Annotated in this window: 12 protein-coding genes; 6 read left to right on the forward strand and 6 right to left on the reverse strand. The window is 66.7% G+C overall.

The genetic code is table 11. The annotated features are described in order from the left end of the window. Positions 1-30 precede the first annotated feature (30 nt). The 4 genes from proS (at position 31) to dnaE (ending at position 7365) form a co-directional block, all read left to right on the forward strand. On the forward strand, positions 31-1353 hold the full coding sequence (proS, locus tag E3C22_RS02610) for a proline--tRNA ligase (RefSeq protein ID WP_134759910.1): 1323 nt from the start codon (positions 31-33) through the stop codon (positions 1351-1353). Next, the gene (locus E3C22_RS02615) at positions 1350-2648 is read left to right on the forward strand and encodes a lipoprotein-releasing ABC transporter permease subunit (protein ID WP_134759912.1); all 1299 of its coding nucleotides are present in this window, start codon (positions 1350-1352) and stop codon (positions 2646-2648) included. Before proS ends, E3C22_RS02615 begins: the two co-directional genes overlap by 4 nt. Further along, positions 2648-3340: an ABC transporter ATP-binding protein gene (locus E3C22_RS02620; protein WP_134760927.1), complete on the forward strand. Its 693-nt coding sequence runs from the start codon at positions 2648-2650 to the stop codon at positions 3338-3340. The genes E3C22_RS02615 and E3C22_RS02620 overlap by 1 nt, the downstream gene beginning before the upstream one ends. A 554-nt stretch (positions 3341-3894) precedes the next feature. Continuing rightward, positions 3895-7365 carry a DNA polymerase III subunit alpha gene (gene dnaE, locus E3C22_RS02625; RefSeq protein WP_134759914.1) on the forward strand — a complete coding sequence of 1157 codons (3471 nt, stop codon included), beginning with the start codon at positions 3895-3897 and terminating at the stop codon, positions 7363-7365. Positions 7366-7507: 142 nt separating this feature from the next. On the opposite strand, the gene E3C22_RS02630 is transcribed toward dnaE, so the two are convergent. The 3 genes from E3C22_RS02630 to E3C22_RS02640 form a co-directional block, all read right to left on the reverse strand. After that, positions 7508-8836 (reverse strand): DNA polymerase IV, encoded by a 1329-nt coding sequence (locus E3C22_RS02630; RefSeq protein WP_134759916.1) that lies wholly within the window; start codon positions 8834-8836, stop codon positions 7508-7510. Between the two features lie 95 nt (positions 8837-8931). After that, positions 8932-9501: a hypothetical protein gene (locus E3C22_RS02635; protein ID WP_245514727.1), complete on the reverse strand. Its 570-nt coding sequence runs from the start codon at positions 9499-9501 to the stop codon at positions 8932-8934. Positions 9502-9613: 112 nt separating this feature from the next. After that, complete coding sequence (locus tag E3C22_RS02640; protein ID WP_134759920.1) at positions 9614-9913, reverse strand: DUF3572 domain-containing protein; 300 nt, start codon at positions 9911-9913, stop codon at positions 9614-9616. 113 nt (positions 9914-10026) lie between these two features. Between E3C22_RS02640 and E3C22_RS02645 the strand changes: the two genes are divergently transcribed. Together E3C22_RS02645 and E3C22_RS02650 are read left to right on the forward strand one after the other, a co-directional pair. Next, a complete protein-coding gene (locus tag E3C22_RS02645) occupies positions 10027-10398 on the forward strand; it encodes a response regulator (protein ID WP_134759922.1) in 372 nt (123 codons plus the stop codon). A gap of 9 nt (positions 10399-10407) precedes the next feature. Continuing rightward, positions 10408-11760, forward strand: a complete 1353-nt coding sequence (locus E3C22_RS02650) for a PleD family two-component system response regulator (protein ID WP_134759924.1) — start codon at positions 10408-10410, stop codon at positions 11758-11760. A gap of 193 nt (positions 11761-11953) precedes the next feature. Here the strand turns inward: E3C22_RS02650 and E3C22_RS02655 are convergent, their stop codons facing one another. From E3C22_RS02655 to E3C22_RS02665, 3 genes are all read right to left on the reverse strand, one after another. Beyond that, the gene (locus E3C22_RS02655; protein ID WP_134759926.1) at positions 11954-12592 is read right to left on the reverse strand and encodes a hypothetical protein; all 639 of its coding nucleotides are present in this window, start codon (positions 12590-12592) and stop codon (positions 11954-11956) included. A 1493-nt stretch (positions 12593-14085) separates the two neighbouring features. After that, positions 14086-14346: a hypothetical protein gene (locus E3C22_RS02660; protein WP_134759928.1), complete on the reverse strand. Its 261-nt coding sequence runs from the start codon at positions 14344-14346 to the stop codon at positions 14086-14088. After that, the gene (locus tag E3C22_RS02665) at positions 14343-14543 is read right to left on the reverse strand and encodes a hypothetical protein (protein ID WP_134759930.1); all 201 of its coding nucleotides are present in this window, start codon (positions 14541-14543) and stop codon (positions 14343-14345) included. The genes E3C22_RS02660 and E3C22_RS02665 overlap by 4 nt, the downstream gene beginning before the upstream one ends. Between the last annotated feature and the right edge of the window lie 6 nt (positions 14544-14549).

Genomic DNA, 14549 nt, shown 5'->3' on the forward strand with positions numbered 1-14549 from the left:
CGCAAATTTCTCGAGTTGATCGGACAACCGATGCGTCTGTCGCGGTATTTTCTTCCCATCCTCAAGGAGAATCCGAAGGAGGCGGAGATCGTCTCCCATCGGCTGATGCTGCGGGCCGGGATGATCCGCCAGCAGGCCGCCGGGATCTATTCCTTCCTGCCCCTCGGCAAGCGGGTGCTCGACAAGGTCTGCGACATCATCCGCGAGGAGCAGGACCGGTCCGGCGCCGTCGAACTGCTGATGCCGACGATCCAGTCCGCCGATCTGTGGCGCGAGAGCGGCCGCTACGACGCCTATGGCAAGGAGATGCTGCGGATCGAGGATCGGCACGAGCGCGAACTGCTCTTCGGTCCGACCAACGAGGAGATGGTGACCGACATCTTCCGCTCCTCGGTGCGCTCCTACAAGGATCTGCCGCTCAATCTCTACCACATCCAGTGGAAATTCCGCGACGAGGTGCGGCCGCGCTTCGGCGTCATGCGCTCGCGCGAATTCCTGATGAAGGACGCCTATTCCTTCGACCTTGATTTCGACGCCGCCCAGACCGCCTATCACCGGATGTTCGTCGCCTATCTCAGGACCTTCACACGCTGCGGCCTGAAGGCGATCCCGATGCGCGCCGACACCGGGCCGATCGGCGGCAATCTCTCCCACGAGTTCATCATCCTCGCCTCAACCGGCGAGAGCGAGGTGTTCTGCCACCGCGATTTCCTCGATCTCGGCGTGCCCGGCGAGGATGTCGATTTCTCCGATGCCGGCTCGCTGGCCGAGATCGTCAGGGAGTGGACGATGCCCTACGCCGCGACGGACGAGATGCACGACACCGCCGCCTGGGACGCGCTGCCCGATGCCGAGCGGATGGCCGCGCGGGGCATCGAGGTCGGCCACATCTTCTATTTCGGCACCAAATATTCCGAGGCGATGAACGCCGTCGTCACCGGCCCGGACGGCAAGGACACGCCCGTCCACATGGGCTCCTACGGCATCGGCCCGAGCCGGCTGATCGCCGCGATCATCGAGGCCTCCCATGACGAGGCCGGCATCGTCTGGCCGAAGTCGGTGGCACCCTTCGATGTCGGTCTGATCAACATGAAGCCCGGCGACGCCGACTGCGACGCCGCCTGCGAGACCATCTACGGTGAGCTCGAAAAGGCCGGCGTCGAGGTGCTCTACGACGATCAGGACACCCGCGCCGGCGCCAAGTTCGCGACCATGGACCTCATCGGCCTGCCGCTGCAGGTGATCGTCGGGCCGCGCGGCGCCAAGGCTGGCGAGGCCGAGGTGAAGGACCGCGCCACCGGCGAGCGCGAGACCATTCCGCTCGCCTCCGTCGTCGCCAGGGTGACCGCATGAGCCTGCCGGAAGGCGTGAGCGCGGCGGATGCCTCCCGCTCGGCGCGGCCGTTCTCGCGCTTCGAATGGATGATCGCCGGGCGCTATCTGCGCTCGCGCCGCCGCGACGCCGGCGTCTCCGTCATCGCCGGCTTCTCCTTCGTCGGCATCATGCTCGGCGTCGCCGCGCTGATCATCGTCATGTCGGTGATGAACGGCTTTCGCGGCGAACTCCTGATGCGCATCCTCGGCGTCAACGGCCACGTCATCCTCTATCCGATCGACCAGCCGCTCACCGACTACGAGCAGATCGCCAAACGCATCGAGGGCGTCGACGGCGTCCAGTTCGTCATGCCGATGGTGCAGGGGCAGGTACTCGCGCAGGGGCCGAACACCGGCTCCACCGGCGCGCTGATCCGCGGCGTGCGGCTGAACGATCTGAAGATGCTCGCGCCGGTTTCCGGCAACATCAAGCTCGGCACGCTGGAAGGCTTCGACACCGGCGAGGGCGTCGCCGTCGGCAGCCGGCTCGCCTCTTCGCTCGGCCTGAGGCTCGGCGACAACATCACCCTGATCTCCCCCGACGGCGACGTCACGGCCTTCGGCACGACGCCGCGGGTCAAGGCCTATCCGGTCAGCGCGATCTTCGAGATCGGCATGTCGGAATACGACGCGGCCTATGTCTATATGCCGCTTTCGGAGGCCCAGCTGTTCTTCAACCAGGAGGACCGGGTCCAGTCGATCGAGATCTTCGTCGATCATCCGGACCAGGTCGCGAGCCTGCAGCCGAAGATCGAGGCGGCGGCGGGGCGGCCGGTCTACACCGTCACCTGGCAGAACCAGAACGAGAGCTTCTTCTCGGCGCTGAATGTCGAGCGCAACGTCATGTTCATCATCCTGACGCTGATCGTCCTCGTCGCGGCGCTGAACATCATCTCCGGCCTGTTCATGCTGGTGAAGGACAAGGGCCGCGACATCGCCATCCTGCGGACGATGGGCGCCACCAAGGGCGCGGTGATGCGCGTCTTCCTGATCACCGGCGCCTCGATCGGCTTTTCCGGCACGCTCGCCGGCTTCGTCCTCGGCCTCTTGTTCTGCATCAACATCGAGAACATCCGGCAGTTCTTCTCCTGGATCACCGGCGTCGTCCTGTTCAATCCGGAGTTCTATTTCCTCAGCCAGTTGCCGGCCGAGGTCGATCCGAGCGAGGTGATCCTCGTCGTCGCCATGGCGATCGGCCTGTCTTTCCTGGCGACGATCCTTCCCTCCTGGCGGGCCTCGCGGCTCGATCCCGTCGAGGCATTGCGGTACGAATGATGGCGGAAAACCATGCCCTGCGGCTCGCTGCCGTCGGCAAAGAATATCTGCAGGGCGAAAACCGTCTCACCATCCTCGATGCCGCCGAGCTGACGCTCGCGCCCGGCGAGATGGTGGCGCTGGTCGCGCCCTCCGGCGCCGGCAAGTCGACGCTGCTCCACATCGCCGGTCTTCTCGACCGGCCGGATACCGGCGAGGTCTATGTCGGCGGCGTCGCGTCTGGCACCCTCGGCGACGAGGCGCGTACGGCGATGCGCCGGCAGGCGATCGGCTTCGTCTACCAGTTCCACCACCTGCTGCCGGAATTCTCGGCGCTGGAAAACGTCATGCTGCCGCAGATGATCGGCGGCCTCGACCGCAAGGCGGCTTCGGCAAGAGCCCAGGAACTCCTCGACTACATGCGCATCGGCGCCCGCTCCGAGCATCGGCCGGCCGAGCTCTCCGGCGGCGAGCAGCAGCGTGTCGCGATCGCCCGGGCGGTTGCCAACTCGCCGCATGTGCTTCTTGCCGACGAGCCGACCGGCAATCTCGACCCGACCACCTCGGGCTATGTCTTCGACGCTCTGACGGCGCTGGTCCGCCAGTCGGGCGTGGCGGCGCTGATCGCCACCCACAACCACGATCTCGCCCGGCGGATGGATCACGCGATCACCCTCGAAGCCGGCAAGATCGTCCCCCTCGACATGAGCTGACCTTCCCGCCCCACCGCGGCCAGCAGCATCGACTTCGAAATCGGCATCGATTTCGGTAGGCGCTCCGTGTCGATCTGAAAAGACCGATAATCTGACGTGACAGCCGGCGGGCCATTCCCGCCGGTCCGCGCTCCTGTGCTTGCATAACAATCAGATAGCCTCAGAATTGGTAGCCGGCTACGTGAAAAGCACGCCTGGCCGCCGAAAGCTGCTTGCCAATCGGAACAAAATAAGAACAAATGGCATACACACGGAAAACAGAGGTGCTTGCCATGATCGCTTTCGCCAAGGACGTCCTGTCGCTCGCCGCCATTTCGAGCTTCATCTTCGCCCTCAGCCTCGTCGTCCACGCGGTCTGATCGCCGGAGGCGCCAAGGCGCTCCGCAGGGGCCCGCCGCGTCGAATTCTGGGGACGGGGCCGCCTTCGTCCTTTTCGCCGCGCTTCGCTGGCCTTACCCCTGCGGGCAGGCTCATGCGCCGGTCCGCCGGCAGCCCGGCGACTAGCGGCGGCGTCTGCCGCAATTCTGTCGCCGGAAGACATTCGAGGTGTCGCCATGACGCAAACCGGCGCTGCGTTGCCCTTCGTCCATCTTCGCGTCCACAGCTCCTTCTCGCTGCTCGAAGGGGCGCTGAAGCTCGACCAGATCATCAAGTTCGCGGCCGGTGACGGCGCGCCGGCGATCGGCATCGCCGACACCAACAATCTTTTCGGCGCGCTGGAATTCTCCGAGAAGGCCTCGAAGGCCGGGATCCAGCCGATCGTCGGCTGCCAGCTCGACGTCGATTTTGCCGACTGCGAGGTCGACAACCGGCCGGGGCGCGGCGATCGCGGTCTGTCGCCCGTCGGTCAGCTGGTGCTGATCGCCACGAACGAGGAAGGCTACGCCAATCTCGTCGAGATCGTCTCGCTCGCCTATCTCGGCCATCCCGACAATCAGCGCCCGCATGTCACCCTCGACTGGATCGTGTCGCGGGCTGCCGGTGTCATCGCTCTCAGCGGCGGGCCGCTCGGAGCCCTCGGTGCGGCCATCGCCGCCGACCGGCCGCAGGTCGCACGGCAGCGGCTGGAGCGCCTGGCGGCGATGTTCGGCGACCGGCTCTATGTCGAGCTGCAACGCCAGGAGCATCACGATCGCCGCATCGAGGCGGAGAGCGTCACGCTCGCCTACGAGCTCGGCCTGCCGCTGGTCGCCACCAACGAGCCCTATTTCGCCTGCCCGGACGATTTCGAGGCCCACGACGCCTTGCTGGCCGTCGCCGGCAACCGGCTGGTCAGCCAGGAGGACCGGCGCCGGCTCACCCGCGATCACTGCCTGAAGACCCAGGCCGAGATGGCGGCGCTCTTTGCCGATCTGCCCGAGGCGCTGGAGAACACCGCGCTGATCGCCCGGCGCTGCTCCTATCGCCCGCGCACCCGGGCGCCGATCCTGCCGCGTTTTGCCGGTGCCGATGCAGAGCCCGTCGCTGCCGAGGCGGCGGAGGTGGCCGAGCTTCGCCGGCAGGCCTTCGAAGGGCTGGAGCAGCGCCTCGCCAAGCTCGGATGCGCGCCCGGCGTGACCGAGGAGGCCTATCGCGAACGGCTGGAGTTCGAGCTCGGCATCATCGAGCGGATGAAATTTCCCGGCTACTTCCTGATCGTGTCGGACTTCATCAAATGGGCGAAGGCCCATGAGATCCCGGTCGGGCCCGGCCGCGGCTCCGGTGCCGGCTCGCTGGTCGCCTATTCGCTGACCATCACCGATCTCGATCCGTTGCGGTTTTCGCTGCTCTTCGAGCGCTTCCTCAATCCCGAGCGCGTCTCGATGCCGGATTTCGACATCGATTTCTGCCAGGACCGGCGCGAGGAAGTCATCCGCTACGTCCAGGAGAAATACGGCCGCGAGCAGGTCGGCCAGATCATCACCTTTGGAACGCTGCAGGCCCGCGCCGTCCTGCGCGATGTCGGCCGCGTCCTCGAAATGTCCTACGGCCACGTCGACAAGCTCTGCAAGCTGGTGCCGCAGAACCCGGCCAATCCGGTCACGCTTGCCCAGGCGCTGGAGGAGGAGCCGCGGCTCGCCGAGGCGCGCAAGGCCGAGGATGTCGTCGACCGCCTGATCTCCATCGCGCTGAAGCTCGAGGGCCTCTACCGCCACGCCTCGACCCACGCCGCCGGCATCGTCATCGGCGATCGGCCGCTGTCGAAGCTGGTGCCGATGTATCGCGATCCGCGCTCCGACATGCCGGTCACCCAGTTCAACATGAAATGGGTGGAGCCGGCCGGTCTGGTGAAGTTCGACTTCCTCGGCCTGAAGACCCTGACGACGCTGAAGACGGCCGTCGATCTGATTGCCCGCAAGGGCATCGACATCGACCTGTCGGCGCTGCCGCTCGAGGACAAGAAGACCTACGAGATGCTGACGCGCGGCGAGACGGTCGGCGTGTTCCAGGTGGAATCGGTCGGCATGCGCAAGGCGCTGATCGGCATGCGGCCCGACTGTCTGGAAGACATCATCGCGCTGGTCGCCCTCTATCGCCCCGGCCCGATGGAGAACATCCCGACCTACAATGCCCGCAAGCACGGCGAGGAGGAGCCGGACTTCCTGCATCCGATGATCGAGCCGATCCTGAAGGAGACCCAGGGGGTCATCATCTATCAGGAGCAGGTGATGCAGATCGCCCAGGTCCTGTCGGGCTATTCGCTCGGCGAGGCGGATCTGCTGCGGCGCGCGATGGGCAAGAAGATCCGCGCCGAGATGGACAAGCAGCGGGTGCGCTTCGTCGACGGAGCGGTGAAGAACGGCATCGCCAAGACCCAGGCGAACACGATCTTCGATCTCCTCGCCAAGTTCGCCGACTACGGCTTCAACAAGTCCCACGCCGCCTGCTACGCGCTGGTCGCCTATCAGACGGCTTTTCTGAAGGCCAATCACCCGGTCGAGTTCCTCGCCGCGTCGATGACCCTCGATACCGGCAATACCGACAAGCTGAACGACTTCCGTTCCGATGCGAGACGCCTCGGAATCGAGGTCGTGCCGCCCTCGGTGCAGACCTCCTACAAGGCCTTCGAGGTCGGCGAGAACAAGATCTTTTATGCCCTCGCGGCGATCAAGGGCGTCGGCGAACAGGCGGTCGAGCACATCGTCGAGCGGCGGGGCGAGGGGCGCTTTTCCTCGCTCGAGGATTTCTGCGCCCGGATCGATCCGAAGATCGTCAACAAGCGGACGCTCGAATTCCTGATCGCCGCCGGCGCCCTCGATTGTTTCGGCCACGACCGCGCCCAGCTCTACGCCAATATCGAGCGGCTGTCGGCCTATGCTCTGCGCGTCTCGGAGGGCCGCGCCTCCGGCCAGCACGACATGTTCGGCCAGGCCTCGGGCGGCGCGCCGGAGCCGCTGGCGCTCAATCCGGCACCACTCTGGACCGCCTCGGAAAAGCTGATGAAGGAGTTTCAGGCGGTCGGCTTCTATCTCTCGGCCCATCCGCTCGACGAGTACAAGGACGTCCTGAGGCGGCTGAGGGTGCAGTCCCATGCCGACGTCGTCACTGCGGTGAAACGCGGGGCGAGCGCCGGCCGTCTCGCCGGCACGGTGACCTCGCGCCAGGAACGCAAGACCCGCACCGGCGGCAAGATCGGCATCGTCCAGTTGTCCGATCCGAGCGGCCAGTATGAGGTGGTGCTGTTTTCGGAAGCGCTCGTCGCTTTCCGCGACGTTCTCGAGCCGGGCGCCTCGGTGATCGTCACCGTCTCGGCCGAGGAGCGACCGGAAGGCATTTCTCTGCGCGCCCAGCAGGTGCAGTCGCTGGAAGACGAGGCGGTCCGTACCCAGAAGGCGCTGCGTGTCTTCATGCGTGACGCCAGGCCTCTGACGGCCTTCCGTGGCCAGCTTTCGAATGACGGCGACAGCGAGGTTTCGCTCGTACTCGTGCGCGATGGCGGCGAGCGCGAGGTCGAGATCATGCTGCCGGGGCGCTACCGCGTGTCTCCGCAGATGGCCAGCGCGGTGAAGGCGGCGCCGGGCGTTCTCGACGTCGAGCTTCTTTAGAAATATCAGGTATCTGTCGGGAAAACTTGAGAACCCATGCGAGCGGCCGCTGCCTGCCGTTCACTGCCGCCGATTTTCGGCAGTCGGTGCCGCGTCTCGCCTGACTGCGCTCACCCGACGACCGAGGGCCGATGATCGCCGGTCACTCCGGCGGCTGTCGCGAGATTTCCGCATCGCTCGGCTGGCGGCGACGCTTTTCGAGCCGCCCGAAGGTGATGCCGGTCTCGATCGCCTCCTTGCCGAACTTGCCCCTCAGGCTGTCGAGGGCGGCCTCCGCCTTTGCGCGCTTGGCGGCCCCCGGATCGACGAGATCGGCGGGGTCAGCCCTGATCGCCGCGGAAAAATCGGCGCAGCCGATCCCGATCAGGCGGAAGCGCGTGCCATCGGCTTCCTTTTCGAGCAGTGCCCGGCCGACGGCGAAGATCCGGTCGGCAAGGCGGGTCGGGTCGGCGAGTTTGCGGTTGCGGGTGCGGATCGAAAAATCTGCGGTCTTCAGCTTGAGAACGATGGTCGCTGCGGCAAGATCGGTCTTCTTCAGCCGCGCCGCGACGGTCTCTGCAAGATCCCGCAGAATCGGCGTCAGGGCATCGAGCGAAGAAATGTCGGTGTTGAACGTCGTTTCGGCGGAGATGCTTTTCGCTTCGCCGCGCGGATTGACCGGGCGTTCGTCGATGCCGCGCGACAGCCTGAAGAGCCGCCGCCCGGTATCGCCGTAGCGCTTCATCAGCTCGTTTTCTTCCATGGTCTGCAACTGGGCGATCCGCGACAGGCCGTCCCGTGCCAGCTTCTCCTCCATGGCCTTGCCGACACCCCAGATGAGGCTGATCGGGTGCTGCGCGAGAAATGCCGTCGTCTCCTTGCGGCCGATGACGGAAAAGCCGCGCGGCTTGTCGAGGTCACTGGCGATCTTGGCGAGAAACTTGTTGTGGGACAGGCCGATCGAGACGGTGATGCCGAGTTCGTTCTCGATCCGCTTGGCGAGTTTGGCCAGCGTCAGGCTGCTCGGCTCGCGGTGCAGCGCCTCGGTGCCGGACAGGTCGAGAAACGCCTCGTCGATCGACAAGGGCTCGACCAGCGGGGTGATCTCGCCCATCAGCGCCCGCACCGACCGACCGACGCTGGCATATTTCTCCATCTCCGGCCGCAGCAAGACCGCATCGGGGCAGAGCTTCAGCGCCTTGAACATCGGCATGGCCGAGCGGACGCCGCGGATGCGCGCAATGTAGCAGGCGGTCGAGACGACGCCGCGCCGCCCGCCGCCGATGATCACCGGCCTGTCGGCAAGTTCGGGCCGGTCGCGCTTCTCGATGCTGGCGTAAAAGGCGTCGCAGTCGAGATGGGCGATCGAAAGCGTCGAGGCTTCGGGATGGCTGACGAGGCGGGGGCTGCCGCAGTGACGGCAGCGCCGACCGCCTGTCTGCTCGGTCGCAAAACAGTCGCGGCAGAAACTCGTGATGTTCACAATCGCCATCGTCGTCGCACTTGGTTCGGGCGCCGATCATAACCTTGCCGCGGCCCGGAAACGAGGGGCGCGCGGCTTGTTGATCGCCCGGCGGCGAGATTGGATCAGCGAAGGATCCAGCGACGGATGATCGCCTCTGCGTCAGGCCAGTCCTTGGCGCCGAGCGCTGCCTCGGGAAGCGGCGGCAGGTGCGGGCGAAACGCGTCGTTGGCCATCAGATGCAGCATCTTCACCTCCGGCGCGCTGCGATGGACGACGGCAAGGTTCGGCGGCAGGTCGTCGACGAAGACGACCGGCCCCGGCCGGGCAGCGCAGAGCTCTGCGACGACAGCGCCCTTCGACCGCTCGGTGGCGATCATCGGATAGGTCAGCGCGTTGTCGTCGAGGTGGCGCCGACGCAGATCGTAATAGGTCGGTGTCATCGCCGTCAGGAAGACGATGTCGGCGATTTCGGAAAGACGTTCGAGGGCAGGGCGCACGCCCGGAACCAGCGGCTGGCGCGCCTCCTGTTCCTGATAGAGCTGTTCGGTGATCGCCTCGAGCCGTGGGCCGGGCAGCGCGGCGCCGGTGGCGATCGATCGGACATTGCCGGTCAGCCGGAAGCTCTCGGGATGGAGTCTTGCCCCATGCTCTTCCAGAAGCCGGCAGAACGGCGCGATGAATTCCAGCACCACTTCATCGACATCCAGAACGAGAAGTGCATTACTTCGTCGCGGAAGCGCGGCAATCTCGGGCCCTGCGGTCCTGTGCCGGGCGGTCACGATGGTTCACGGATGGGAAAGGACGTCATTCGAATTCCCGCTCGGGGCCGGCCAGCGTCTCCCGCGCCGCCTCGACGCGCTGGGGCGGAACATCCTCGGCCTCGCAGAATTCCGCGAGCGTCGGCCCATGCGCCAGGAGGAAATCGAGGACGCCCGGCAGAAAGCCGGGCTCGGCAGCGGCCCGGCGCAGTTGCGAGGGATCGAGGCCGGTGAGGGCGAGGAAGCGGGGCAGGAGCACGACATCGGCGGCGACGAAGGCGAGCGCCCTGATGGCGAGCGCTTCGGCGGCCTCGGTGTCCAACTGGACGCCTGCGGCCTTTCGCATCCGCGGGTCGTTAACGAAAGGCAACGCATCGATTCCCGATTCTTAATGAAATCCGCTTACATAAGGTTGGGTAGACGAATTTTTGGGGCCGGTCGAGGCAGGGAGTATCGACGATGGCAAAGACTGTCATGATCGTCGAGGACAACGAGCTGAACATGAAGCTGTTCCGCGATCTCCTCGTCGCGCACGGCTTCGAGACCGTGCAGACCCGCAGCGGGCTGGAGGCGATGGATCTCGCCCGCGCCCACAAGCCGGACCTGATCCTGATGGACATCCAGCTGCCGGAGATATCCGGGCTCGACGTCACGCGCCAGCTGAAGGCCGATCCGGAACTGTTCAAGATCCCGATCGTCGCGGTCACCGCCTTCGCGATGAAGGGCGACGAGGAGCGCATCCGCCAGGGCGGCTGCGAGGCCTATATCTCCAAGCCGATCTCCGTGAACCGTTTCATGGAAGTGATTCGCTCCTTCCTCGACGACGCCTGAGGCCCGCCGGTGACCGGCCGCATCCTCGTCGTCGACGACATCGAGGTGAATCTGCGTCTCCTCTCGGCGCGGCTGGCGAGGGAATATTACGAGGTCGTTCCCGCCGAGAGCGGCGAGGCGGCGCTTGCGGTGCTCGCCTCCCAGCCGATCGATCTCGTGCTCCTCGACGTGATGATGCCCGGCATCGACGGCTTCGAGGTCTGCCGCAGGATCAAGGCGACGGCGAAGCTGATGCATGTGCCCGTCGTGCTGATCACCGCGCTCGACCAGCCGTCCGACCGCATTACCGGCCTCGAGGCGGGCGCCGACGACTTTCTCACCAAGCCCGTCGAGGACCTGCCGCTGATGTCGCGGCTGCGCAGCCTGACCCGGCTGAAGCGCGTCACCGACGAGCTCCTCGCCCGCGCCGAAACCGCGATGCAGCTGGTCGGCGGCGAGATGGAAATGCTCCGCGACTTCGCCTCCCGTGGCTCGCGCACGCTCGCCTATGTCGAGGCCGCCGAAGAGGGCCGCTCGATCGCCCGCCGGCTGCGGCACGAGACCGAGCTCACCGTCACCGCCGAGCCGGCAGCGTTCCTTGCGGCTGCAGCCGAGACCGCGCCCGATGTCGTCCTCGTCGACCTTGCCGCCACCGCCAGCGACCCGCTGCGGCTGATCTCGCAGCTGCGCTCCGGCGAGGCGACGCGGCTCGCCCCGATCCTCGCACTCGCGGCGGCCGGCGACGAGGCGAAGGCCGCCCGCGCCCTCGAACTCGGCGCCAACGACTATGTCGCAAGGCCGATCGACCGCAACGAGCTCGCCGCCCGGCTCAGGACCCAGCTGCGCCGCAAACGCTATGACGAGGGCCTGCGCCAGTCGCTGCAGCAGACCATCGAGCTCGCCGTCACCGACCCGCTGACCGGCCTCCACAACCGGCGCTTTCTCGATTTGCATCTCGGCCGCGCCGCCGCGGGGACCGACGGCTTTGCCCTGGCGCTGTTCGACATCGACCATTTCAAGCGGATCAATGACGGCTTCGGCCACGATGCCGGCGACGCGGTGCTGCGCGAATTCGGCCGCCGCCTGAAGGCCGAGATCCGGGCGAGCGATCTCGCCTGCCGCTTCGGCGGCGAGGAATTCGCCGTCCTGATGCCCGGCGCCGACGCCGAGACGGCGAGCGCCGTCGGCGAGCGCATCCGCCTCGCCGTCTCGGCCAAGACCTTCGCGGTCGCCGGGGAGGCGCTGGCGGTGACCGTCAGTGCCGGCATCGCCGTCGCCCCCTCCGGCACGCGCCGCGACGACGTCCTGAAACGGGCCGACGCGGCGCTCTATGAGGCCAAGCGCGCCGGCCGCAACCGCATCGGCACCGCCGAGGCCGCCTGAGCCCCTATCGCCGGTGTGGATAAGCCGGAAGCTGCTACGGACACGGTTGGCACGCTCTTAACCTTCTTGCTAAAAGTTTGCCCTTCGGCGCTGCGGCGAAGTTGCAATTGAGTCGGTTCTGGGCAAGTGTTCCCTCAAGGAATTGCAGGGCCCGGCGAATTGTCGCACGCCCTCCAGTTACCCCATGGAATGCTCAGGTCCGCCGCATCTCCTGGGTCCCGTGGGGGGTCGGCCGGCGCCGCGCAATGGCGGTTTCCTCGTACCGTCGCACGGCTGCCGGCCGACCACTGATTCGCTCCCCGCCATCCATCGTGTTTGCTGCAGTCTCAGGCCGCCCGCCGGGGGGCTTGTTCCGCATCGCAGCGATCGCCTCGCGCCGGCGGAACGCCGCCGCCTCCTCGGCCAGTGCCGCCGGATCGCGAAAATGCTGCGGGTCGCGCATCCGCAGCGCCCCGAGGCGCAGCGCCTCCACCGCCTCCTGCGGCCACTGCCGCAGGCAGGGCGGATAATGCACCGCCTCGTCACCGCGGCGGGTCGTAAAGCGGCAGGTGAAGGCGCGCCGGCAGTCCGGGCGCCGGCAGGCCCGCACCAGCCCCTGGGCGATGGATGCGAGGGCGATGACCCCCGCCATGGCCGTCTGCCGATCGCTCGCATCGGGGCCTGGCGCCGCCTCCGGCTTTCTGCGCCCGCGCCGTCGCCTCGGCGTTTCGCGCAGGAGCCCGGCCTCGAGCAGCGCCAGCCGGCAGGCGGAGATGTGCGTCCTGGCGATCGCCATGCTGTCTGCCCGCTCTTTTGGGGTGACGGGCGGGTCGATGTCCGGTTCCTGTCGCATCGGCGCTCCTCTTTCGATCGGGTTTCTGGCCCTGCTGTTCGGGACCCGGCCTTCCCGGCTACGGCACGCCGTCGGTGGGCGTTGGAGCAGCCGCCCCTGGATTCTCGGGACGGGGCCCGAGAATGACGAAGCGGCGAGGGTTGCGCTCTTTCCTGCCGGTGTCGGGCACACGGTTTCGCGTTCCCGCGCCGCGTTACGGCCGGGGGTGTTCTCTGTCCCGCCCTTAAGCTTTGGCCTTCGGCCTTGCTGGCGGGTCCGATTCTCTGTCCCACCCTTAAGCTTCGGCCTTCGGCCTCGCTGGCGGGTCCCTGTCTGTCCCACCCTTAAGCTCCTCGCAGAGCTCGTCGCTGGTGGGCCCCTGTTGCCGCCCATCGTGCCGATGGCACTCGGGCGGCGGTGCACCGGAGGCAAGCCCTCCGTGGTAGTCACACGTTTCCGGCTCGCCTCCGGCGCACCGCGCGGCTCTTTTCTGCCTCCATGGACCGTCGCCCGCCTGATCGACGGGGTCCGGTGGCGGCTGGCTCTTCACCCGCCAGTGCCTTTTCAGCACGGCGACCTCAAGCGGACCGATCCGCGCCCGCGCCGTATTACGCGAGGGACCAGCGGCACCAGGAGGCCGTCCGGGACGCCCCGCCTCCGGAAGGCAGGACGGCGCGGAGACCGCATCGCCGGCCCGCGAACGCTCCCGGTGAGCGCCCGTGCCCGGTTCCCGTCGACTGGTGTCGGGTGGACCGGCGATGGGGGGGAGTATGGGGGTGTGATGAGGGGCGGGGATAAGGTTTTTGAGGAGGGTGAGGGAAATCAGCGGGTTAGGAGGAAACCGGGACCGAGATATCTGTGGCGGCCGAACGAGGCGCCCTCTCTCCCCCTTGCGGGAGAGAAAGCGATTTCATCGTCTTGGCGAAGCCAAGCGATAGAAATCGCAAGAGAGGGGTTTCACCGGTACAGATCCGATCGCGGAGGAGGCCGCTGCTGCTTCGGCGGCAGCTCCGTCGACGGTTGCGGGGGTTTTGGCGGGGAAACCCCTCTCTTGCCATTCTCAAGGTTTGGACCTTGCTTCGCTCGGCCCAACTCCTTGGAATGGCCCTCCGCTTCGCTTGGGGCGTTCGTCACTCGAAAAGACATGCTTTTCGTCCGCTTTGCGGACCGTTCCTCACTCTCTCCCACAAGGGGGAGAGAGGGGCGCCCAGTTTTGCGGCCTCACCGCCCTGGCCGCCCGGTCTTCGTCGGCCGGCGTTTGCGCTTCTGGTCGCCGGGGTCTTCGTAGGAGCTGCGGCCGGTGCGTTCGCGTCGTGGTTCGCCCTTTGACGAGAGCTCAGGAAGCTCACCATGAGGACGAGCGGGGGAGTCGTCTTTCCCCTGTGACGCTGAGCCCTGCGCGCCCCCCTCTGTCCTGCCGGACATCTCCCCCACGGGGTGGGGAGATCCGCGGCTTTGGGGGTGGCGTTCTCATTGGGTTCGTGGGTGGTCCACAGTCGTGCGCTCGTCCCGTCTCAACTGCGTCCCAAAAGGTGGTCGTAGGCCGCGTGGCTGCCGATCCAGAACCAGACGCAGTCCTCGCCGCGTCTGACGGCGAGCGCTCGGTATCGTATGCCGATGCGGGCCGACCAGAACCGTCCGACTGGCTTGAAACGCAGCGACGGATGGTCGGGATCGGCCTTGAGAAGGGCGAAGTTGCGATCGGCCTGGGCGCGGACCGGGGCGGGCAGGGCATCGTAGGCCTTCCAAAACGACGGCGCCGCATGGTGGATCACAGACGCCGCGTCCGACCGGTGTCGAAGTCCGCGAGAGCGGCGTCGGCCAGCGCGTCGAGGGCGCCGGCCGTCGCGTCCGCTTCGATGGCGGCGTCAAAGCGGTCAGAATCATAGGCGTCGAACCAGGCACGCAGGCGAACGAGGTCGTCGCCGGAGAGGGCGGCGATCTCGGCTTCGAGCTTTTCCAGTCGCGTCATCGCTTC

The organism is Jiella endophytica (genome assembly GCF_004519335.1).
GTDB classification, from domain to species: domain Bacteria; phylum Pseudomonadota; class Alphaproteobacteria; order Rhizobiales; family Rhizobiaceae; genus Jiella; species Jiella endophytica.

What these genes read in the sequence shown, in the direction of transcription:
- proS (WP_134759910.1), top strand. Translation starts at nt 31, where the DNA reads ATGCGTCTGTCGCGGTATTTTCTTCCCATCCTCAAGGAGAATCCGAAG.
- E3C22_RS02615 (WP_134759912.1), top strand. Translation starts at nt 1,350, where the DNA reads ATGAGCCTGCCGGAAGGCGTGAGCGCGGCGGATGCCTCCCGCTCGGCG.
- E3C22_RS02620 (WP_134760927.1), top strand. Translation starts at nt 2,648, where the DNA reads ATGGCGGAAAACCATGCCCTGCGGCTCGCTGCCGTCGGCAAAGAATAT.
- dnaE (WP_134759914.1), top strand. Translation starts at nt 3,895, where the DNA reads ATGACGCAAACCGGCGCTGCGTTGCCCTTCGTCCATCTTCGCGTCCAC.
- E3C22_RS02630 (WP_134759916.1), bottom strand. Translation starts at nt 8,836, where the DNA reads ATGGCGATTGTGAACATCACGAGTTTCTGCCGCGACTGTTTTGCGACC.
- E3C22_RS02640 (WP_134759920.1), bottom strand. Translation starts at nt 9,913, where the DNA reads ATGCGAAAGGCCGCAGGCGTCCAGTTGGACACCGAGGCCGCCGAAGCG.
- E3C22_RS02645 (WP_134759922.1), top strand. Translation starts at nt 10,027, where the DNA reads ATGGCAAAGACTGTCATGATCGTCGAGGACAACGAGCTGAACATGAAG.
- E3C22_RS02655 (WP_134759926.1), bottom strand. Translation starts at nt 12,592, where the DNA reads ATGCGACAGGAACCGGACATCGACCCGCCCGTCACCCCAAAAGAGCGG.
- E3C22_RS02665 (WP_134759930.1), bottom strand. Translation starts at nt 14,543, where the DNA reads ATGACGCGACTGGAAAAGCTCGAAGCCGAGATCGCCGCCCTCTCCGGC.